General features: G+C 72.6%; 15 protein-coding genes and 1 pseudogene. 8 read left to right on the forward strand and 8 right to left on the reverse strand.

Annotated features, from left to right (window positions below; genetic code table 11):
- The first annotated feature begins 3 nt into the window (after positions 1 to 3).
- Genes nuoL through nuoN form a run of 3 tightly spaced genes read left to right on the forward strand, consistent with a single transcriptional unit; the run spans position 4 to position 5,168 of the window.
- Positions 4 to 1,908 carry an NADH-quinone oxidoreductase subunit L gene (nuoL, locus tag OG370_RS24760; RefSeq protein ID WP_328467847.1) on the forward strand — a complete coding sequence of 635 codons (1,905 nt, stop codon included), beginning with the start codon at positions 4 to 6 and terminating at the stop codon, positions 1,906 to 1,908.
- Positions 1,909 to 1,914: 6 nt separating this feature from the next.
- Positions 1,915 to 3,510 (forward strand): NADH-quinone oxidoreductase subunit M, encoded by a 1,596-nt coding sequence (locus OG370_RS24765; protein WP_328467849.1) that lies wholly within the window; start codon positions 1,915 to 1,917, stop codon positions 3,508 to 3,510.
- Complete coding sequence (nuoN, locus tag OG370_RS24770; protein ID WP_443060736.1) at positions 3,507 to 5,168, forward strand: NADH-quinone oxidoreductase subunit NuoN; 1,662 nt, start codon at positions 3,507 to 3,509, stop codon at positions 5,166 to 5,168. The genes OG370_RS24765 and nuoN overlap by 4 nt, the downstream gene beginning before the upstream one ends.
- 80 nt (positions 5,169 to 5,248) lie before the next feature.
- On the opposite strand, the gene OG370_RS24775 is transcribed toward nuoN, so the two are convergent.
- Complete coding sequence (locus OG370_RS24775) at positions 5,249 to 5,905, reverse strand: hypothetical protein (RefSeq protein WP_328467851.1); 657 nt, start codon at positions 5,903 to 5,905, stop codon at positions 5,249 to 5,251.
- 77 nt (positions 5,906 to 5,982) lie between these two features.
- Entirely contained in the window at positions 5,983 to 7,218 is a 1,236-nt protein-coding gene (locus tag OG370_RS24780) for a helix-turn-helix domain-containing protein (protein ID WP_328467853.1), read from the reverse strand.
- 547 nt (positions 7,219 to 7,765) lie between these two features.
- Between OG370_RS24780 and OG370_RS24785 the strand changes: the two genes are divergently transcribed.
- The 3 genes from OG370_RS24785 (at position 7,766) to OG370_RS24795 (ending at position 10,675) form a co-directional block, all read left to right on the forward strand.
- Positions 7,766 to 7,948, forward strand: a complete 183-nt coding sequence (locus OG370_RS24785; protein WP_328467855.1) for a hypothetical protein — start codon at positions 7,766 to 7,768, stop codon at positions 7,946 to 7,948.
- Between the two features lie 188 nt (positions 7,949 to 8,136).
- Positions 8,137 to 10,113: an alpha/beta fold hydrolase gene (locus OG370_RS24790; protein WP_328467857.1), complete on the forward strand. Its 1,977-nt coding sequence runs from the start codon at positions 8,137 to 8,139 to the stop codon at positions 10,111 to 10,113.
- The gene (locus OG370_RS24795; protein ID WP_328467859.1) at positions 10,100 to 10,675 is read left to right on the forward strand and encodes a hypothetical protein; all 576 of its coding nucleotides are present in this window, start codon (positions 10,100 to 10,102) and stop codon (positions 10,673 to 10,675) included. Before OG370_RS24790 ends, OG370_RS24795 begins: the two co-directional genes overlap by 14 nt.
- Position 10,676: 1 nt before the next feature.
- Here OG370_RS24795 and OG370_RS24800 read toward each other — a convergent pair whose 3' ends face one another.
- From OG370_RS24800 to egtA, 6 genes and pseudogenes are all read right to left on the reverse strand, one after another.
- A complete protein-coding gene (locus OG370_RS24800) occupies positions 10,677 to 11,486 on the reverse strand; it encodes a class I SAM-dependent methyltransferase (RefSeq protein ID WP_328467861.1) in 810 nt (269 codons plus the stop codon).
- A gap of 90 nt (positions 11,487 to 11,576) precedes the next feature.
- Positions 11,577 to 12,380, reverse strand: a complete 804-nt coding sequence (locus tag OG370_RS24805; RefSeq protein ID WP_328467863.1) for an SAM-dependent methyltransferase — start codon at positions 12,378 to 12,380, stop codon at positions 11,577 to 11,579.
- Between the two features lie 127 nt (positions 12,381 to 12,507).
- Positions 12,508 to 13,494 carry an L-histidine N(alpha)-methyltransferase gene (gene egtD / locus OG370_RS24810; protein ID WP_443060891.1) on the reverse strand — a complete coding sequence of 329 codons (987 nt, stop codon included), beginning with the start codon at positions 13,492 to 13,494 and terminating at the stop codon, positions 12,508 to 12,510.
- Between the two features lie 375 nt (positions 13,495 to 13,869).
- A pseudogene (locus tag OG370_RS24815) lies at positions 13,870 to 14,391 on the reverse strand (hypothetical protein); the annotation flags it as partial.
- The gene (gene egtB, locus OG370_RS24820) at positions 14,391 to 15,893 is read right to left on the reverse strand and encodes an ergothioneine biosynthesis protein EgtB (protein ID WP_328467865.1); all 1,503 of its coding nucleotides are present in this window, start codon (positions 15,891 to 15,893) and stop codon (positions 14,391 to 14,393) included. The pseudogene OG370_RS24815 and the gene egtB, both read right to left, overlap by 1 nt.
- A gap of 18 nt (positions 15,894 to 15,911) precedes the next feature.
- Positions 15,912 to 17,243 (reverse strand): ergothioneine biosynthesis glutamate--cysteine ligase EgtA, encoded by a 1,332-nt coding sequence (gene egtA / locus OG370_RS24825; RefSeq protein WP_328467867.1) that lies wholly within the window; start codon positions 17,241 to 17,243, stop codon positions 15,912 to 15,914.
- Positions 17,244 to 17,661: 418 nt separating this feature from the next.
- Between egtA and OG370_RS24830 the strand changes: the two genes are divergently transcribed.
- Together OG370_RS24830 and OG370_RS24835 are read left to right on the forward strand one after the other, a co-directional pair.
- Positions 17,662 to 18,681, forward strand: a complete 1,020-nt coding sequence (locus OG370_RS24830; protein ID WP_328467869.1) for a polyprenyl synthetase family protein — start codon at positions 17,662 to 17,664, stop codon at positions 18,679 to 18,681.
- Between the two features lie 328 nt (positions 18,682 to 19,009).
- Positions 19,010 to 20,290 carry a LolA family protein gene (locus OG370_RS24835; RefSeq protein ID WP_328467871.1) on the forward strand — a complete coding sequence of 427 codons (1,281 nt, stop codon included), beginning with the start codon at positions 19,010 to 19,012 and terminating at the stop codon, positions 20,288 to 20,290.
- Positions 20,291 to 20,318 lie beyond the last annotated feature (28 nt).

The raw sequence follows: 20,318 nt of genomic DNA on the forward strand, positions 1-20,318 counted from the left end.
GACGTGGAAACCCTGATCGGACTGCTCGTCGCGGCACCGCTGCTGGGCGCGGGCATCCTGCTCACCGGCGGCCGCCGGCTGGACCGCACCGGCCACCTGCTGGGCACGCTGCTCGCGCTGCTGTCGTTCGTGCTCGGCGTGGTGCTCTTCGTCAACATGCTCGGCAAGCACGCCGACGCCCGCGCCCTGCACTCGCACCTGTTCACCTGGGTGCCGGTGGAGGGCTTCCAGGCGCAGGTCGGCTTCCAACTCGACCAGCTGTCGATGACGTTCGTGCTGCTGATCACCGGTGTGGGCACGCTGATCCACATCTACTCGATCGGCTACATGGAGCACGACGAGCGCCGCCGCCGCTTCTTCGGCTACCTCAACCTCTTCCTCGCGGCGATGCTGCTGCTGGTGCTCGCCGACAACTACCTTCTGTTGTACGCGGGTTGGGAGGGCGTCGGGTTGGCGTCCTACCTGCTGATCGGCTTCTGGCAGCACAAGCCGAGCGCGGCGACCGCGGCGAAGAAGGCGTTCCTGGTCAACCGGGTCGGCGACATGGGCCTGTCCATCGGCATCATGCTGATGTTCACCACCTTCGGCTCGTTCGCGTTCTCCAACGTGCTGCCGAGGGCGGCGGGCGCCTCCGCCACCCAGCACGCCACGATCACCGGCATCGGCTTCATGCTGCTGCTCGCCGCCTGCGGCAAGTCGGCCCAGGTGCCGCTGCAGTCCTGGCTCGGCGACGCGATGGAGGGCCCGACCCCGGTCTCGGCCCTGATCCACGCCGCGACCATGGTGACCGCGGGCGTCTACCTGATCGTCCGCTCCGGCGCGATCTTCAACGCGGCGCCGGACGCGCAGACGGCGGTGGTCACCGTCGGCGCGGTCACGCTGCTCTTCGGTGCGATCGTCGGTTGCGCCAAGGACGACATCAAGAAGGCGCTGGCCGGCTCCACGATGTCGCAGATCGGCTACATGATCATGGCGGCCGGGCTCGGCCCGATCGGCTACGTCTTCGCGATCATGCACCTGGTCACGCACGGCTTCTTCAAGGCCGGGCTGTTCCTCGGCGCCGGCTCGGTGATGCACGGCATGAACGACGAGGTGGACATGCGCCGCTACGGCGGCCTGCGCAAGTTCATGCCGATCACCTTCGTCACCTTCGGCCTGGGCTACCTCGCGATCATCGGCTTCCCCGGCCTGTCCGGCTTCTTCTCCAAGGACAAGATCATCGAGGCGGCCTACGCCAAGGGCGGCACCGAGGGCTGGATTCTCGGCAGCGCGGCCCTGCTGGGCGCAGCGATCACCGCGTTCTACATGACGCGGGTGATGCTGATGACGTTCTTCGGCGAGAAGCGCTGGGTCCCGGACGCGGAAGGCCACGAGCCGCACCCGCACGAGTCGCCGAAGTCGATGACCGTCCCGATGATCATCCTGTCGATCGGCTCGGTCTTCGCCGGCGGCCTGTTCAGCATCAACTCGGCGTTCGTGAAGTGGCTGGAGCCCGTCACCGGGCACAGCGAGGGCAACTCGCCCCTCAGCACCGGCACGCTGACCGCCGCCACCCTGGTCTGCCTGGTGGTCGGCGTCGGCATCGCCTGGCTGATGTACGGGCGCCGGTCGGTGCCCGCGACCGCGCCGCGCGGCAGCCTGGTCACCCGGGCGGCCCGCCGCGACCTGCTCCAGGACGACTTCAACCACGTGGTGCTGGTCCGCGGCGGCGAGCACCTGACCCGCTCGCTGGTCTACCTCGACCACTCCCTGGTCGACGGCGTCGTCAACGGCACCGCCGCCTCCGTCGGCGGCCTGTCCGGACGGCTCCGCCGGCTCCAGAACGGCTACGTCAGGTCGTACGCCGTCTCCATGCTCGGCGGTACCGCGGTGGTGGTCGCCGCGACCCTTCTCATGAGGGCGGTCTGATAGCTCATGTCGTTTCCTCTGCTGACCACCACTGCGGTACTGCCCGCGGTCGGCGCCATCGCCACCGCGGCCGTGCCCGCCGCGCGGAGGGCCGCCGCCAAGTACACGGCGCTGGCCTTCTCCCTCGGCACGCTGGTGCTGGCGATCATCGCGATGGTGCGCTTCGACCCGCACGGCGACCGCTACCAGCTCACCGAGTCGCACACCTGGGTGAGGAGCTTCGGGCTCCACTACGACCTGGGCGTGGACGGCATCGCGGTCGTCATGGTGGCGCTGACCGCGCTGCTGATCCCGTTCGTGATGCTCGCCGGCTGGCATGACGCCGACCCGCTGGAGGGGCCCGACCCCAACCGGCGCTGGCGGCCCACCCAGGGCTTCTTCGCGCTGATCCTGCTGGTCGAGGCGATGGTGGTGCTCTCCTTCGAGGCCACCGACGTCTTCCTCTTCTACATCTTCTTCGAAGCCATGCTGATCCCGATGTACTTCCTCATCGGCGGCTTCGGCGACCGCGCGCACGCGGCAGGGGAGGAGGAGGCGGCCCGCCAGCGGTCGTACGCGGCGGTGAAGTTCCTGCTCTACAACCTGGTCGGCGGGCTGATCATGCTGGCCGCGATCATCGGCCTGTACGCCGCCACCGCGCAGCAACTGGGCACCGGCACCTTCTCGTTGCAGGAGATCCTCTCCGCCCGCGCCTCCGGGCACCTGCACCTGGCCACCTCCACCGAGCGGTGGCTCTTCCTCGGCTTCTTCTTCGCCTTCGCGGTGAAGGCGCCACTGTGGCCGCTGCACACCTGGCTGCCGAACGCGATGGGCGAGGCCACCGCGCCGGTGGCGGTCCTGATCACCGCGGTGGTCGACAAGGTCGGCACCTTCGCGATGCTCCGCTTCTGCCTCCAGCTCTTCCCGGAGGCGTCCAAGTGGGCGACGCCGGTGATCCTGGTGCTCGCGGTGATCAGCATCATCTACGGCGCCCTGCTCGCGGTCGGCCAGCGCGACATCAAGCGGCTGATCGCGTACGCGTCCGTGTCGCACTTCGGCTTCATCATCCTGGGCATCTTCGCAATGACCAGCCAGGGCCAGTCCGGCGCGACGCTCTACATGGTCAACCACGGCATCTCCACCGCCGCGTTGATGCTGGTCGCCGGGTTCCTGATCACCCGGCGCGGGTCGCGGATCATCTCCGACTTCGGCGGGGTGCAGAAGGTCGCGCCGGTGCTCGCCGGCACCTTCATGATCGGCGGTCTGGCCACGCTGTCGCTACCAGGGCTCGCACCGTTCGTCAGCGAGTTCCTGGTGCTGGTCGGCACGTTCAGCCGCTACCCGGTGCTCGGCATCATCGCCACCCTGGGCATCGTGCTCGCCGCGCTGTACGTGCTGGTGCTCTACCAGCGGACCATGACCGGCCCGGTGAAGGCCGGCATCGAGGGCATGGCCGACCTCAAGGCGCGTGAAGTGCTGGTGGTCGCCCCGCTGATCGCCCTGCTGCTCTTCCTCGGCGTGTACCCGAAGCCGGTGGCGGACATCGTCAACCCGTCGGTCAAGCACACGCTCTCCGACGTGCACAAGACCGACCCCAAGCCCGCGCTGGAGGCGAAGAAGTGAGCGCCGCACTGCATACGGGACCCGCTGTCCACACCCTGTGGACGAGCGCAGCGTCCACCACGGACCGCTTCCCCACCCCGCACATCGAGTACGCGCAGCTCTCACCGGTGCTGATCGTCTTCGGTGTGGCGATGGTGGGGGTGCTCGCCGAGGCGTTCGTGCCCCGCAGGTCCCGCTACACCACGCAGGTGGTACTGGCCGTGGTCGGCCTGGCCGCCGCGTTCGCCGCCGTGGTGGCGCTCGCCGAGAAGGGCTACGGCACCACCAAGGCACACATCGCGGCCATGGGCGCGGTCGCCGTGGACGGTCCGGCGCTCTTCCTCCAGGGCACCATCCTGCTGGTCGCGCTGGTCGCGGTCTTCACCTTCGCCGAGCGCCGGCTCGACCCGAAGGCACACGGCAACCACATCGACTCCTTCGCCGCCCAGGGCTCCGCGGTGCCCGGCGGCGACCAGGAGAAGGCCGCGGTACGGGCCGGGTTCACCACCACCGAGGTCTTCCCGCTGCTGCTCTTCGCGGTCGGCGGGATGCTGGTCTTCCCGGCCGCGAACGACCTGCTGACGCTCTTCGTCGCCCTTGAGGTCTTCTCGCTGCCGCTGTACATCCTGTGCGCGCTGGCCCGCCGCAACCGGCTGCTGTCGCAGGAGGCCGCCGTCAAGTACTTCCTGCTCGGCGCCTTCTCGTCGGCCTTCCTGCTTTTCGGCATCGCCCTGCTGTACGGCTACGCGGGCACCGTGTCGTACTCCGGGATCTCCTCGGTGATCGACGGCACCGCCAAGATCACCCCGGCGCTCGCCGACACCACCGGGAACGACGCGCTGCTGCTGATCGGGCTGGCGATGGTCACGGTCGGGCTGCTCTTCAAGGTCGGCGCGGTGCCCTTCCACATGTGGACGCCGGACGTCTACCAGGGCGCGCCCACCCCGGTCACCGGGTTCATGGCCGCGGCCACGAAGGTCGCCGCCTTCGGCGCCCTGCTGCGGCTGCTGTACGTGGTGCTGCCGGGGATGCGCTGGGACTGGCGGCCGGTGATGTGGGGCGTGGCGATCGCCACGATGATCGCCGGTGCGGTGATCGCGGTCACCCAGACCGACGTGAAGCGGCTGCTCGCCTACTCCTCGGTCGCGCACGCCGGGTTCATCCTCGCCGGCGTGATCGCCACCGACAAGTCCGGTGTGTCCTCGGTGCTCTTCTACCTCGCCGCGTACTCCTTCGTGACCCTCGGCGCGTTCGCGGTGGTCACTCTGGTGCGCGACGCGAGCGGCGAGGCCACCCACCTGTCCCGCTGGGCGGGGCTGGGCCGCCGCTCGCCCCTGGTCGCCGCGGTCTTCGCGGTCTTCCTGCTTGCCTTCGCCGGCATTCCGCTGACGTCCGGCTTCGCCGGGAAGTTCGCGGTCTTCAAGGCGGCGGCGCAGGGCGGCGCGATGCCCCTGGTGATCGTGGGTGTGATCTCCTCGGCGATCGCGGCGTTCTTCTACATCCGCGTCATCGTGCTGATGTTCTTCAGCGAGCCCAAGCCCGACGGCCCCTCGGTCGCCGTGCCCTCCCCGCTGACCTCCACCGCGATCGCGGTCGGCGTCGCGGTCACCCTCGTCCTGGGCCTGGCCCCCCAGTACTTCCTCGACCTGGCCGACAAGGCGGGCGTGTTCGTGCGGTAGTTCCCTGCGGCAGGGACGGAAGGAGGGGCCCGGGTGACGAACCGGGGCCCCTCCTTCCGCTCTCCGTCCGGGCGACGCCGCTACGGCCGACTCGCGCGCCAGTCCTTGAACGCCGTCGGAAGTTCTGTGCGGCCGTAGTCGACCAGCCCGTCACCGTAGGACCGCAACCTGGCGTACGCCCTCTTGAGCTCGCCCTCGGTGGGGAACTTGCCGTGGAGAATCGCCAGTTGCAGCACCTGCTCGATGGTCAGCACGGTGAGGTCGTAGCGTGCGGAGGTGGCCTGGCCCTCCTGGTCGTCGATGGCTACGAACACCTCGTGGCCGCGTTCCACGAACTCCACCGCGTGGGCGATCACCACTGCCTCGCCGAGGTCCTTGGGACGGCGCAGCGCCTTCTCGAACTGCAACCCCCGGATCTCCTCGAAGACCTCGACGACTCGAGGTGACGCGGTGGCGGCGCGTAGCGCCGGAAGTACGCGCACGCAGTCGCTCGCGACCAGCCGGCGCCAAGGCGTCTCGATCGAACCGTACTTCCGTGCCTTGCCGAGAACCTCCTGATGAACCTCCTCCGGCACCAGAAGGACCAACTGCGCGGCGCGGAGTACGTCGACCAGGAGCCGCTGCAGATTCGCCCCCACGAAGTGGACGCAGATCACCGCATCGAGCACGCACAGCGAGTCGAGCCCGGTGGACGAACCGCCGTCGCCTTCCACGGCTTCGTCACGCTTCTCGGGCAATCCCCACCCCTTTGTTCGGTAGCCCTGTCCGGCTCTGACAGCCCGTCCCCGATGAGCAGCGGCGCCGCCCGGGAGTCCTAGTGATCCTCAGTGTCGGGTTCGGGCCGAGCTCTGGCGGCGAGACGGGTGACGTCGGCTCGCTTGGGTGTCTGCGGTTCGGGTACGAGCCCGGCTTCGCGCAGGGCCGCCTCCGTCTCCTCGACGCCGCGTCCTTCGAGCATCGCCAGCACTCTCACCCCGATCCGGTGCCCGCGGTACGCGAGCATCGCCCGTTCGAGGATGCGTCGAGGAGGGCGCACGGTCTGGGAGGCGTCGATCTCCTGCTCGTAGGCCGGCCCCCAGCCGTAGCGCTGCGAGAGTTCGACACCGGTCGGGCCCTTCAGCGAGCTCTTGCGAGCGGCCGAGATCAGGTTCAGGCATTCCAGCTGGATCAGCATCACGGGGAAGCTCACCCGGAAGTGGCGTGCCAGCAGAGCGGCGGTCCGCTCGTCGATGAGCTCGTCGGCTTCGGAGCCCGGGCCTTCGTCGGGAGGACCCAGCCAGGTCCGGATTCCGGTCAGGGGGGCCAGCAGGTGCCGTGCGAACGCGTCGCAGCGCTGCTCGGCAGGGGTCCTGGCTCCACCCAGCTCGTGCACCTCCGTGCCGTCGCCCTGGAGAAGGTGCCCGAGTTCGTGGGCAAAGGTGAACCTCTGCCGTTCCGGTACGTCGCACGCGCGGACCGCGATGAGAGTGGTGTTCCGTTCGGGGTCGGTCACCGTGAAGCCGTCGACGGGTTTGGGCAGTCGGAGCACCGCCGTGTCCACGCCGGTGAGGTGCTCGATGAGCTCGTCGATGTCCGCGATCGGTGCCGCGCCGAGGCCGAGCGTGGAGCGCACGGACTCCGCGAGCTCCTTCCCCTGCTCCTCGGGCGTGGCGCCGGTGCCGACCGGGCGCGGCCCTGTCGCGGGCCGGCGAGGCGGCCGATCCGTCACGCCGTCACCGGCGCCGCTGTCCAGGCGCGCGTCGAGTTCGAGCACCTCGACGACCAGACGCAGCGCGTCTTCCTTGTCCTCCTCGGCGACCGCGGGGTCGATGCGCGCGGCGATATGCACGCGTTCACGCACAGGGCTACCGGTGGTGAGCTGCCGTACCGGCAGGTCCAGGGCGTGCGCCAGCCGGTCGATCTCGGCAAGGGTGACCTGCGCCCGCGTGCCGAGCTCGATGCGGTGGAGGGTCGGCTGGGAGAGACCGGCGAGTTCGGCGAGGGCCCGCTGGCCGTATCCGGCCCGCTCGCGCTCACGGCGGATTCGCCGTCCCACAGCTACCAGATCCACTGAGCACCTCCTTGCTTGAATCAATTCTACTTCGGTGATTCACGCTGTCCATCCGTATGTCTACCAGGGGGGTACGACAGCGCGTGTGCGGGTCGTGCCGTGAGAGGGCGGCGTCGTGCGCCCGAGCGTCAGGCAAAGGCGTGGGCGATTCGGCGTCAACTCAGATGAATATCAAGTTGTTTGTCGTTCACATCAGTTGACCTTTGCTCGGCGGGTGGGCGATGCTGAACGGCGTCGCCGCCGGCAGCCCCTCCGCCGTACGGCGAGGGGACGCGGAGACGCGTGACGGGCACGGAACGTGCGGGGAGCGGCAGGAGCGCGCCCCTCGCCGGTCGCGCGGCCGCCGCCGTGGACGCGTCCTGTGTACGGTCCGGCCACGGCGCGACCGCACCGCCGCTCCTCGGCCGGGCCCGACCTGGGCCCACCCGGCCCCACGTGGGTCGGAGCCGGTCCGGGACCGGACTCCGCCGGCCGGTGCCGGGAGCGGTCCGGGTCCCGACCGCAACGGCGGCCGGCCACCCGGCCGGCCACGACCGAAGGAGAACCCGTGTCCCCTCTCGCCGCGAAGGCAAACGACAGCACCGCCCTGGCCGCCGTCCCGCTCCGCGCCACCGACGTCCAGCGGCTGGCGAACACCGAGGTCGCGCCCATCCTGTCCGTCGTCCTGGTGACCTGCTCCGTCAGCGTGTCCATCAGCGTCTCCGGCGGGACCGAGCCGACGGGCATGTAGCGGCGGGCCCGCCGGACCGGGCCGGGCGTATGCCACCCGGCCCGGTCCGGCGCACCGCGCCTCGGGTTCCGGCTCTTCCCGCGTCCTCCCGCCAACCCGTCAACTCCCGCCTCCGCCGCGCTCCTTGCGGCCCGGGCGAACTCCCAGCCGAACTCCGAACTCCGAACTCCGAGTGAAGGGGAAGACCCGTGCCGAGACTCCGGCGGATGCTGCGTGCCGCGGTGGCACCTCCCACGGTCGACCGCGGCACCGCGCTGACCGTCATGGAACGGCTCGGCGCGGTCAACCACCTGGTGGCGAGCCTGGAGTACCTGGTCACTCCCGACGACCGCCGCCCCGGCGGCCTCAACGACTGGCAGGTCGCCCGGGGGCAGTTCGCGCTGTGGCCGCGCTCGGCCCGTGCCGCGCTCGACGTGGTGGGCCGGCCCGCCGTGACGCGCGCGCTGCACGGCGCCCGCGTCGCCGCGGCCGGCGCGCTGCTGCTGCCCCTGCCCCTGCCGCGCCGCGGCCGGCTCGCGGCCGACCTGGTGCTCACCGCCGCGTCCCTCGCGCTCTACCCCCGCAACCACTACGGCACCGACGGCGCCGACCAGGCCGCCTTCCTCGTGCAGACCGCGGCGGCGGTCGGGCGGGCCGCGGAGGACCGGCCCCGTACCGTCGACGCCTGCCTGTGGTTCGCGGGAATGCAGTCGGTGCTCTCCTACACAGCCTCCGGCTGGGTCAAGGCGTCCAGCGAGACCTGGCGCAGCGGCCGCGCCCTGCCCGGCATCCTGCGCACCGTCTCCTACGGCGAGGAGCGCGCCTGGCGGCTGGTCCGCGACCACCCGCGCGCGGCGAAGGCGGTCTGCACCTGCGTGGTGGCCCTCGAATCGTCGTTCCCCGCCGTCCACCTGGCCCGCGGCCGGGCGGCCAGGCCGATGGTCGCCGCCGCGGCCGGCTTCCACCTCGCCAACGCCGGCGTGATGGGCCTGGGCCGCTTCCTCACCGGCTTCTGCTCGCTGCACCCGGCGGTGCTGTACATCACCGGCCCGCGCGAACGGGTGCTCGCCGACGGCCGGGTGCAGCGGCGCGACGACACCTTCCCGGTCGCCGCGGGCGCCGCGCTGGCCGCGGCCCTGACCGCCGGGGCGCTCGTCCGCGCCAGGGACCGGCGGACCGTGCTGCGCGGCCGCGGCGACGAGCGGCGGTTCACCACCGCCGCGGGCACCACGCTCGTCCACCGCCGGATCGACCCGCCCGGTGGCCGTCCGGCCCCGGACACCCCGGTCGTGGTGGTCAGCGGAGCGCTCGCGGAGTCCCCCGAACGGGCCGAGTGGCTGGTCCGCGAACTCGCCGAACGGCACACCGTGGTGACCTACCACCGGGCCGGCCAGGCCGGCAGCGCCGCCGTGCGCGGGCCCCGCCCGGGCACCGGACTCGACGGCGCCGCGGCCGACCTCGCCGACCTGGTCCGCCATGCCGCGGCCGGCCGGCCGGCCGTGCTCGTCGGCCACGGCCTCGGCGGTCACATCGCCGCGTCCGCCGCCACCCGTCTGGACGGGCACCTGGCCGGCCTCGTCCTCGTCGACCCCCACCATCCCGACGACACCCCCCGCCAGGACCCGGACGGGGAAGACGGCCACACGGGCGGTGGTGGTGGCGGCGATATGGGTGGCGACACGGGCGGCGGGGCAGGCGGTGGCGGCGACAGTGGCCGCGACCCCGAGAACCGCGAAGTCACCGCGCTGCTGGACCAGATGGCCGTCTCCCTGCGCCTCGGCCTGGGCCAGTTGCTCCGCGACCCGGACTGGCTGCGCCTGCTGCCCGAGGACGTACGCGGCCTCGCCCGCGCGCACTACCGCGACGCCGCCGGCTGGAACGCGGCGCGCCAGGAGTGGCGGGCGCTGCGCGCGGCGCAGCGGCGGACGGGTACGGCCGCGGTCCCGGCCGCCGCCGTGCCCACCTGCCTGATCCTGTGCGAGCCGGGCGGCCCGCCGCCCGACGCCAGGCGCGCCCTCCAGGAGGAGTACGTGCGCCGCGCCCCGCACGCGGTCGTGCACGCCGTGGACGCCCCGCGCGAACAGGTCCTCGCCGCCCGGGCCTCCGCCCGCGCCGTCGCGGAGCTGGTGGCGGGGTTCGCCGCGGCGAGCGCCCCGCGGGGGAGGGCCGCCGATGTCCCCGCTTAGCGGTGGAGGGCCGGCCGGCGGGCGGGACCTCGCGGGCGCGGCGGCGATCGCGGCGCTCGCGGCCTGGTTCGCCGCCACCGTCCTGAGCCAGCACCCGCGCCCGGAGTTCAACCGGCTCGCCGTCCTCGACGGCACCGGCGCCGTCATCCCCAACTGGCGCTTCTTCGCGCCCGAGCCGGCCCGCCACGACTTCCACGTGCTGTTCAGGACCGAGGACGCCGAGGGCCGGGCCACCCCGTGGGAGGAGGGCTCCGCGATCACCCCGCGGCGACCGCTGCACATCCTGTGGTTCCCCTCCCGTCGCCGGGAGAAGGCGCTCTACGACCTGTGCCACGAACTCGTGGCGGTCATGCGGCAGTTCGGGGGCGACCTGACCCTCGCACCGGCCTACCGGATGCTGCGCAACTCCGTCGCCCGCACCGTCTCGGGCCTGCCCGGGGACCCGCCTCGCGGCTTCCAGTTCGTGGTCGCCCGGCACACCGGCCACGACCCCGGGCACGACCCGGACTACCTCTTCGTCTCGCCGTACATCCCCTACAGCCCGGACGCGCCGTACGCGTGAGTCAGGACGTGGTCGCCCAGGCCAGGAGCGCGGCGTGCGGCAGGGACAGCGCACCGTCCCGGGTGCGGAACTGCGCCGACAACTCGTCGTAGTGGCGGCGTACTTCCGCGACGGTGCCCGGGGGAAGGGCGTGCAGGATCTGGCCGATGGTGGCGATCCCGGCGGCCGGACCCGACCACCAGACGTCGGGGTCGACCACGTGGTCCCAGCGCAGCGTCGTACAGCGGGCCCCGGTCAGCCCGGCCGCCGTCAGCAGTCCGGCCAGGCCCTCCTCGGTGCGGGGGAAGTCGTCCTCGGCGGCGAGCGCGGGTATGGAGGACGGTCGGGCGGCGCCCGCCGCTTCCAGGGCCCGGCCCAGCAGCGCCTGCCCGGGGGCGTGCGGCGCGGCCCAGATCGTGACCGCGACCCGGCCGCCGGGGCCGGCCACCCGCCGCAGGTCGGCGAGCGCGGCCGCCGGGTGCCCCACGTGGTTGAGCACGAAGTTCGCCACCACCGCGTCGAACTCGCCGTCCGCGAACGGCAGTCCGGGCAACAGCCCGTGCCGCACGTCCGCTTCCGGCACCGCTCGCGTCGCCCGCTCGACCATGCTCGGCTCCGCGTCCACCGCGCAGACCTCCGCGCCGCGGCGCACCGCCAACGCCGCCGCGGTGCCGGGCCCGGTGCCGACGTCCAGCACCCGCACGCCCGCGCCCACCCCGGCCGCGTCCAGCAGCTTGGGCACGGTGTGCGCGCACAGCATGCCGAAGCTCCGCGCGTACGCCTCCGCCCGGCCGGCCCATGCCTCCCGCTCGAACGCGTCGAAGTCGCCCACCGCACACCTCCGTGCCGTACCGAACTGATCCCCGAACGCCTGTGGTTGATCACTTTAGAGGAGGGGAACGACACTTCACGCCACTCGCGCTCAACCCCGCTCGGCCACCAGGAACGCGCCCTCGGCCGGACGTTCGGACCCCCGCCCGTACGCGGCCGCCAGCGCCGCCTTCTCCTGCGCGGTGACCGTCCAGCCGTGCCGGGTCAGCCACACGTCCGGCGGTTCGGCGAGGCCGCCCCGCCACAGGTCGCTGATCGGCCGGAACTCGTCTCCGGTGCGGGTCTGCCGGACCATCCGCGCCAGCCCGCCGCCGTGCGTGAACGACAGCACGCTGCCGGGCGCGGACAGGTCGCCGACCGTACCCAGCACCGCCGCCGCCTCGTCGGCCGTCAGATAGATCAGCAGCCCCTCCACCAGCCACGCCGTGGGCGCCGCCGGGTCGAACCCGGCGCTCCGCAGCGGCCCCGCCCACTCCCCGCGCAGATCCACCCCGACCACGGCCCGCCGGCAGCGCGGCACCGCGCCCGCCCCGGCCAGTACCTCCTCCTTGAAGCCCACCATGTCGGGCAGGTCCAGCTCGAACACCCGCAGCCCGTGCGGCCATTGCAGCCGGAACGCCCGCGTGTCCAGCCCCGCCGCCACCAGCACCACCTGCGCCCGGCGGCCGTCCGCGACCGCCGCGCGCAGGTAGTCGTCGAAGAACCGCGTGCGCAGCACCACCTGTTCGGCCATCACCCGCCCGGTCGGCGACTCCCCGCCGGGCTCGTCCGGCGGCCGGCCCGCCCCGTCCGCCGCCCGCACGAACGCCGCGGCCAGCGGGTCGTCGAACAGCCGGTCCGCCCGCCGGCTCTCCGCCGCCCGCACCCGCGCGGTCCCGATCGCGGTCCGCCCCACACCCGCCGGTACTCCCGTCCGCTCCATGCCCGGCCAACTCACGCACCTCGCCCCGGTGTTCCCGTCGGAGGACGGGAACACCGGGGCGGGCGAGCGGCGGGCAGGGCGAACGGCCCGGCCGGGCCGGTCAGTTGGGGACGGCGAGGAGGAGGGCGAAGCGGGCGGCGGGGTCGGTCCACCAGTGGCGGACGGTGAAGCCGCCGTCGTGGAGTTCGGCGGTGAGGGACTCGCGGCGGAACTTGCAGGAGAGTTCGGTGCGCACGTCCTCACCGGCCGCGAGGTCGAAGGAGAGGTCGAGGTCGGGGATCTTGACGGTCTGCGCGACCCGCGACCGCAGGTGCATCTCGATCCGCTCGTCCTCGGCGTTCCAGACGGCGACGTGCTCGAAGGCGTCCGGGTCGAAGTCGGCGCCGAGTTCGCGGTTGAGGACGTGCAGCACGTTCTTGTCGAACTCCGCGGTGACGCCTGCCGCGTCGTCGTAGGCGCGGACCAGCACCGCCGGTTCCTTGACCAGGTCGGCGCCGAGCAGGAGCACGTCGTCGCTGCTGAGCGAGCGGGCGAGGGTGCGGTAGAAGGCGGCGCGCTGCGGGCCGTCGAAGTTGCCGATGGTGCTGCCGAGGAAGGCGAGCAGGCGCGGGCCGGGTTCGTCGGAGAGCGGGATGCCGCCCTCGAAGTCGGCGACGGTGGCGGAGACGGTCAGCCCCGGGTAGTCGGCGCAGATCGCGCGCCCGGCCTCTTCGAGGGCGGAGGCGCTGACGTCCAGGGGCGCGTAGCGGCGCAGGGTGCCGGCGGCGGTGAGGGCGTCGAGCAGCAGCCGGGTCTTGCGGGAGGAGCCGGAGCCCAGCTCGATCAGGGTGGCCGCGCCGGTGGCCGCGGCGATCTCCGGCGCCCGGCGGACCAGGATCTCCTGCTCGGCCCGGGTCGGGTAGTACTCGGGCAGCCTGGTGATCTGCTCGAACAGGTCGCTGCCGCGCTTGTCGTAGAACCACTTCGGCGGCAGGGTGCGCGGGGCGGCGGTGAGGCCGCCGGTCACGTCGGCGTGCAGCGTGTCGGTGAAGTAGCCGGCCGGAAGCCGGTCGTCGAGGGTGAAGCGGCTCTGGTTCTCGGCGCTCATGAGGGTGGTGTCCTTGCGTTCGGGGCGCAGCGCGATGACGCGGACGCCTTCCGGGGTGGCCAGGAGCAGGGAGCGGTCGGGGACTTCACGCCATTCGCCGAGCAAGTCCCCTACCGCGTCGTCGGGTTCGGACGCGACGACCACCGCGCCCGGACCGAGCCGGTACCAGAGCGTGTCGCCCCACGCGCTGGCGGCGATGGTACGGCCGTCGGTGAGCAGGAAGTTGAGCCTCGCGGTGGGCCGGGCGGCGGCGACCTCGCGGACCACCGCGGCCAGCGCGCCGCCCGGCGGCTCGCCCCGGCGCAGCCGGCCCGCGAGCATCGCCCACAGCAGCGCGGAGTCCGAACGCGCCTCCAGGGCGAGGAGTTCGGCCGGGTCCAGCCCGGTCGGCAGCCGGGTCCAGTCCGGCACGGCACCGTTGTGGCTGAAGAGCCAGCGCCCGTCCCGGAAGGGCGCGGCCGCCGACTCGTCGGGCGTGGTGCCCTCGGTGGCCGACCGCACCGCGGCCAGTACGGCACCGCTGCGGATCACCCGGGCCAGCTCGGCGAAGTTCGGGTCGGCCCAGACCGGAAGCGCCCGCCGGTACCGCGCGGGCACGGCCGGCCCCTCGTCGCCGGGCCGCTCGGGACCGGGCGAGCCGTCCGCCGGCGCCGTGCCGTACGACACGGGCGCACCGGGCTCAGCGGGTCCGCCGGGCTGACCGGGCCCACCGGGCCCACCGAGCACGCCGGGTGCGGGCTCCGGCGGGTACCAGCCGACCCCGAACCCGTCGGCGTTCACCGTGCCGTGCCGCTGCCGGCGCGGCTGCCAGGACTGCTCGTACAGCCCCCGGGGAGGCGTGACGAGCAGCCGCGCCAGCGGCAACGGCGACCCCACGTACGCGAGATGGCGGCACATCAGGCGGCCCCTCCGCCCGCCGGACCCGAACCGCCGTGATCCGCCGCCGCGTCCGCCGGGTCCGTGACGTCCCTCGCCGTGCGGAACCCGGCGAAGATCTGCCGCCGGATCGGGTAGTCCCAGTTCCGGAAGGTGCCGCGGCAGGCCACCGGGTCCACTCCGAAGGCGCCCCCGCGCAGCACCTTGTACTCCGGGCCGAAGAACACCTCGGAGTACTCCTTGTAGGGGAACGGGGCGAAGCCCGGGTAGGGCGTGAAGTCCGAGGACGTCCACTCCCACACGTCGCCGACGAGCTGCCGGGCGCCGCTGGGCGCCGCACCTTCGGGGTAGCTGCCCACGGGGGCGGGCCGCAGATGGCGCTGGCCGAGGTTGGCGTGTTCGGGGCCGGGGTCGGCGTCGCCCCACGGGTAGCGGCGCGAGCGGCCGGAGAGCGGGTCGTGCCGGGCCGCCTTCTCCCACTCCGCCTCGGTCGGCAGCCGCCGGCCCGCCCACCGCGCGTAGGCGTCGGCCTCGTACCAGCACACGTGCAGCACCGGCTCGTCGGCGGGCACCGCCTCCACGTGGCCGAACCTGCGGCGTATCCAGCGGTCGCCGTCGCGGGACCAGAACAGCGGCGCGGTGAGCCCCGCGTCCTGGACGTGCCGCCAGCCCTCGGGCGTCCACCACTGCGGGTCGCGGTAGCCGCCGGCCGCGATGAAGTCGGCGTACCGCGCGTTGCTGACCGGCACGGTGTCCAGCCAGAACGGTGCCACCGGCACCTCGTGCGCGGGTAGTTCGTTGTCCAGCGCCCACGGCTCGGTGCTGGTGCCCATCGTGAACGGGCCGCCGGGGACGAGGACTTCACGCGGCAGCGCGGCCGCGTCGGCGGGTGCGGGCGGCGGCGCGGGCGCGTCCAGCACGGCCGGCCCCGACCTCAACTGGTGGGTGGCGAGCATCGTCTCGCCGTGCTGCGCCTCGTGCTGGGCGAGCATCCCGAAGACGAAGCCGCCCGCCAGCAGCCGCTCGGGGTGCGCTGGGTCGGTGTCGATGCCGGCCAGTACGTCGAGGGTCTCGTCGCGTACCTCGGCGACGTAGCCGCGGGCCTCCGCCGGGCCGAGCAGCGGCAGCGCGGGGCGGTCGGCGCGGGGGTGCCGGAACGCGTCGTAGAGGTGGTCCAGGTCGGGCCGCACCCCGGTGCGCCGACCCGCCTCGCGGATCAGCCACAGCTCCTCCTGGTTGCCGATGTGCGCCAGGTCCCACACCAGCGGCGACATCAGCCGGGAGTGCTGGGCGACGAGGTCGTCGTCGGTGACGGAGTCGGTGAGCAGGCCGGTACGGTGCCGCGCGGCCTGGAGCGCGGCGAGCGCGCGGGCGGCCGGGTCGGCGGGCGCCGCGACCGGCCCGCCGCTCGGGCCCGCCGGGTTCTCCGGGGCTGAAGTGGCGGAAGGGTCTGAAGATTCGGATGCGGCTGAAGTGGTCCGGTTTTCGGCAGTGTTGCGGTGCGGGGTACGAGGGTCTGTCACGACTAGCCTTCCGGAGGGTCAGGCGCGGCTCAACGCGTCCAACTGGTCGTGGGCCGGACATCGGCCGCGTTCTGGATAGCGCTCGGCGAAGTCGGAGACGGCCCGCCGCAGGGCCGGGGAAGCGCCGGGGCGCGCGAGGGCGCTCTCGGCGGCGGCGAAGCAGGCGCGGGCCGCCTTGGCCAGTTCGGGGTCGGCCAGGCCGACCCGGGCGGCGCGACGCCAGACGAGATCGGAGGGGAGAGGGTCACCATCCGTGCTGAGCGGTTCGGTGGCCGCGTACGCGGTCTCGGCGGCGACCGGATCGTCCAACAGGGTTGCCGCGAGCACGGTCGGCACGATCCACTGCTCGCCGTCCTGCGCGTCGGTCATCCGCAGCTCCAGCCAGCCGCGCGGGCGGACCGGCGGGAAGAGAGTGCTGAGGTGGTAGTCCAGATCGGCGACGGTGGGCCGCCGGACTCCCGGGGCACCGCGCACCCACTGGCGGAAAGTGAGCCCAGGAGGTGCGGACCAGTCCTCAAAAGAGGCTCTCACCGTGCCGGTGTTCGGGCCGAGATCCGAGCTCGATTCCGAGTCCGCGCACTCCTGGCGGATGCACAGCACCCTGGCGTCCAGGGCGTACCGCGCCCAGGCGGCACGCGGGTCCTCGTCCATCCCGTCGTGGTGCGGCTGCCGGGTCCTGCCGGGGTCCATCAGGGCCCAGTTGGCCTGCCGGGTGGACACCCAGCCGGTCGGGCGGCCGTCCCGGAAGGGCGAGTTCGCGAACGCCGCGACCATCACCGGGCCGATCCGGTGGGCGAGCGCCCAACGCCTGCGGTAGCCGGCCACGCCCTCGCTGTCGTCACCGCTGTCCAGGTTGACCTGCAAGGACGCGGTGCGGCGCATCATCGTACGACCCCAGGGGCCCTCGCGGTCGAAGAAGCGTTCCATCGCCCGGTAGCGGGGATGGTCGAGGACCCGGGGCGGTTCGCGGTGGGGGTCCATGCCGTGTCCGACGAGCACCAGTCCGGCTCGTTCGACGGCTTCCCTGAGGGTGGCGAGGTCTTCTGCCATCGCCTTCACGCACCCCGCGAGGGTGGGTGCGGGTGGAGAACTCAGCTCCACCTGGCCACCCGGTTCACGGGTGAGCCTGCTGCCCCGGAGCAGTGCCCCTGGGGCCTCGACCGGCGCGAGCGCCGCGTCCAGTCGTTCGACGGGTATCAGTTCGCGTGGATCGGAGCGGTCCTGGACGAGCCACTCCAGCTCCACGCCGGTCCGCTCGGGCGGGCCCGTCTTGAAGCACACCCCGCGTACGTGGGCTTCCGCCCCGTCCTCGGTGAGGTCTTCACCACGGTCGGCACGCTTGGTAGCCATCGGTCCACCTCCTCAGTTCTTCTGTCGGGTGTTCATCCGAAGCGAGGACATGTCACATGTTGCTGTCGAGAGTGTAGTTCGCCATGGTGCGTGGCGGTCTTACGTAATGATGAACGGGCATGCGGTCAAGCATTCGATATCGGCCGAGTATTCCCCTGTCCGCGCGCTTCACTCTTTCGTGTGGGTCATATATGAATAAACCAGGTGATCAGGATTATACGGGCGGTGATCGTCCGTAGCTCGTCGCAGGGCGATGCCCCGGCGGTGATCAACACCTGACCGGCTACCCTGCCGGTAGGAGCAGTCGCAGGTCCCCGTCCCCGGATGGAACCCGCGGAAGCGCCCCGGTCGTCGTAGCCGCGTAGCCGCCCAAGCCCAGACCCCGCCAGATGCCAGACCAGCGACAGGAGTACCCCTCGTGACCGTCGTCGGGCCCTTCGGGCTGAGCGTGTGGGACGAGAACCTCGATGCCGACGTCCAGGCTGGTCTCGCAGCCGTGGAGGAAGGGCTGCTGGAGGCGACCAAGAGCGACGTCCCCTTCATCACCGACACGGCCAGACACCTTCTGCAGGCCGGCGGCAAGCGCTTCCGGCCACTCCTGGTGATGCTCGGGGCCCAGTTCGGCGACCCGCACGCGCCCGGCGTGGTGCCGGCCGCCGTCGTCGTGGAGTTGACCCACCTCGCCACCCTCTACCACGACGACGTCATGGACGAGGCCGACGTACGCCGCGGGGTGCCCAGCGCCAACTCCCGCTGGGGCAACTCGGTTGCCGTGCTCACCGGCGACTTCCTCTTCGCCCGCGCCTCCCACATCCTCGCCGACCTCGGGCCGGAGGCGGTGCGGGTGCAGGCAGAGGCGTTCGAACGGTTGGTCACCGGGCAGATCATGGAGACCGTCGGCCCGCGCGACGGCCGCGACCCGCTCGACCACTACCTGGAGGTCATCGCGGGCAAGACCAGCTCGCTGATGGCGGTCTCCGGGCGGTTCGGGGCGATGATGTCCGGCGCCGACGAGTCGGTGGTGCACGTCCTCACTCAGTACGGCGAGCGGATCGGCGCGGCGTTCCAACTCGCGGACGACGTGCTGGACATCGCCAGCGACAGCCACGAGTCGGGCAAGACGCCCGGGACGGATCTGCGCGAGGGGATTCCGACGCTGCCGGTCCTGCACGTGCGCAGGTGGCACGCGCAGGGGAAGGGGTCGGCGACGCCGGAGGACCGGCGGCTGAACGAACTCCTCGACGGTGACCTCACGGATGATGTGCTGCACGCGGAGGCGCTGCGCCTGCTTCGGGCGCATCCGGCGTTGGAGCAGGCTCGACGGGACACGGTGCGGTACGCGGATGAGGCGCGGGCGGCGCTGGCGCCGCTTCCGGATCTTCCCGCGAAGGCGTCTTTGGCGGCGTTGTGCGATGCGGTGGTCCACCGCGCGGGTTGAGGGGGCCCCTGACCCTCCAGGGTGGGTGGTTCCGTCGGTTGAGGGACCACCTCTCGGTGGGTGGCTGCGCGCGCGGTCCTCCCGTAGAACTTCGCCTGGGTGGTACCCCACGCGCCCCTGGGTAGTGCGGCTCCCTCCGCGAAAAGGGGCACCTGCGGAGGGAGCGTCATACCGGGGGCGTAGGGAGGGGCGCGACCCCGGAGGGATGCGCGGGGGGCGGGAGTTTGGTCGTATGGGGGTGCCCCATTTCACGGCGGACTGGGCGACAATGGCCCGGGTAGTGGGACACGTGCGAGTAGGCCGCCGCTCACGACGGAGGTAGGACGCAATGGCACTGATCCAACCGATCGGGCGACCCGAACCGGACGAGCCCGACGAACCGCGCGGCCGCGGCCGGAAGATCGCGCGCTACACCGTGCCGGTCGCCGTGGCGGGCGTGGCGGCGGCGACCATCACCCTGGTCCCGGCGCTGGCGGACGCGGGCGACCCCTCGCTGCCGAAGATCACCACACAGCAACTGCTGACGAAGATCGCGGCCTCGAACACCCGGACCGTCGACGGCACCGTGAAGGTGAGCACCGACCTCGGCCTGCCCGACGCGCTCTCGGGGGGCGCGGCGGGGAGCCTGCTGTCGGGCGCGGGCGGCGCCGGGAAGGGCGGCTCGTCCTCGGCGGCGCCGCAGACCCGGCTCGCCCAACTGCTCGCCGGCACCCACCAGCTGCATGTCTCGGTCGACGGCCCGGACCGGCAGAAGGTCTCGCTCATCGAGCCCACCGCCGAGTACAGCGTCATCCACAACGGCACCCAACTGTGGGCGTACGACAGCGCGTCCGACCAGGCGTACCACTCGACCCTGCCCGCGGCCGCGCCGGACCAGCAGCCGTCGCAGCTGCCCGAGGGCGTGCCGACCACCCCGCAGGCCGCCGCCGAGCAGGTGCTGAAGGCGGCGCGGGGCATCGCCTCGATCACGGTCGACGGCACCGCACGGGTGGCCGGCCGCAGCGCGTACGAACTGGTGGTCACGCCCGAGCACGCCGGCACCACCACGGTCGGGAGCATCCGGATCGCGGTGGACTCCTCCACCGGGGTGCCGCTGAAGTTCACCCTCGTCCCGAAGGGCGGCGGCAAGGCGGTCTTCGACATCGGCTTCACCAAGGTCGGTTTCGGCGCGCCGGCCGCGAGCACCTTCTCGTTCAGCCCGCCCAAGGGCGTGAAGGTGACCGAGGGCAAGACGTCCGGCGCGCACCCCGGCGACGTCGGCAACGGTTCGCAGAACGCCGTGCCCGGCGCCGCCGAGCCGACCGTGCTCGGCACCGGCTGGGACTCCATCGCGGTGATCGACACCGGCGCCCTGGCGTCCGCGGGCAAGGCGGCGGACGGCGGCGCGGGCTTCGGCTCGGACGGCAAGGGCAAGGCCGGTTCCGGCCACGGCGGCGACGACCCGCAGTCCCTGCTCAACAGCTACGGCACCAAGGTCACCGGCTCCTTCGGCAGCGGCACGGTCTTCCACACCCGCCTGGTCAACGTGCTCCTCACCGACAAGGGCAAGCTCTACGTCGGCGCGGTCACCCAGTCCGCGCTGACCGCGGCGGCCGACGCCGCGAAGTGACGCGTGCGGCCGGACCCGGGCGGGCAGC

It is taken from the genome of Streptomyces sp. NBC_00448 (genome assembly GCF_036014115.1).
Lineage (GTDB): Bacteria > Actinomycetota > Actinomycetes > Streptomycetales > Streptomycetaceae > Actinacidiphila.

Bases quoted from the DNA above. Each gene is read 5' to 3' on its own strand.
- egtD (WP_443060891.1), bottom strand. From the start codon at position 13,494: ATGAGCGCCGAGAACCAGAGCCGCTTCACCCTCGACGACCGGCTTCCG.
- OG370_RS24795 (WP_328467859.1), top strand. From the start codon at position 10,100: ATGTCCCCGCTTAGCGGTGGAGGGCCGGCCGGCGGGCGGGACCTCGCG.
- OG370_RS24835 (WP_328467871.1), top strand. From the start codon at position 19,010: ATGGCACTGATCCAACCGATCGGGCGACCCGAACCGGACGAGCCCGAC.
- egtA (WP_328467867.1), bottom strand. From the start codon at position 17,243: ATGGCTACCAAGCGTGCCGACCGTGGTGAAGACCTCACCGAGGACGGG.
- OG370_RS24765 (WP_328467849.1), top strand. From the start codon at position 1,915: ATGTCGTTTCCTCTGCTGACCACCACTGCGGTACTGCCCGCGGTCGGC.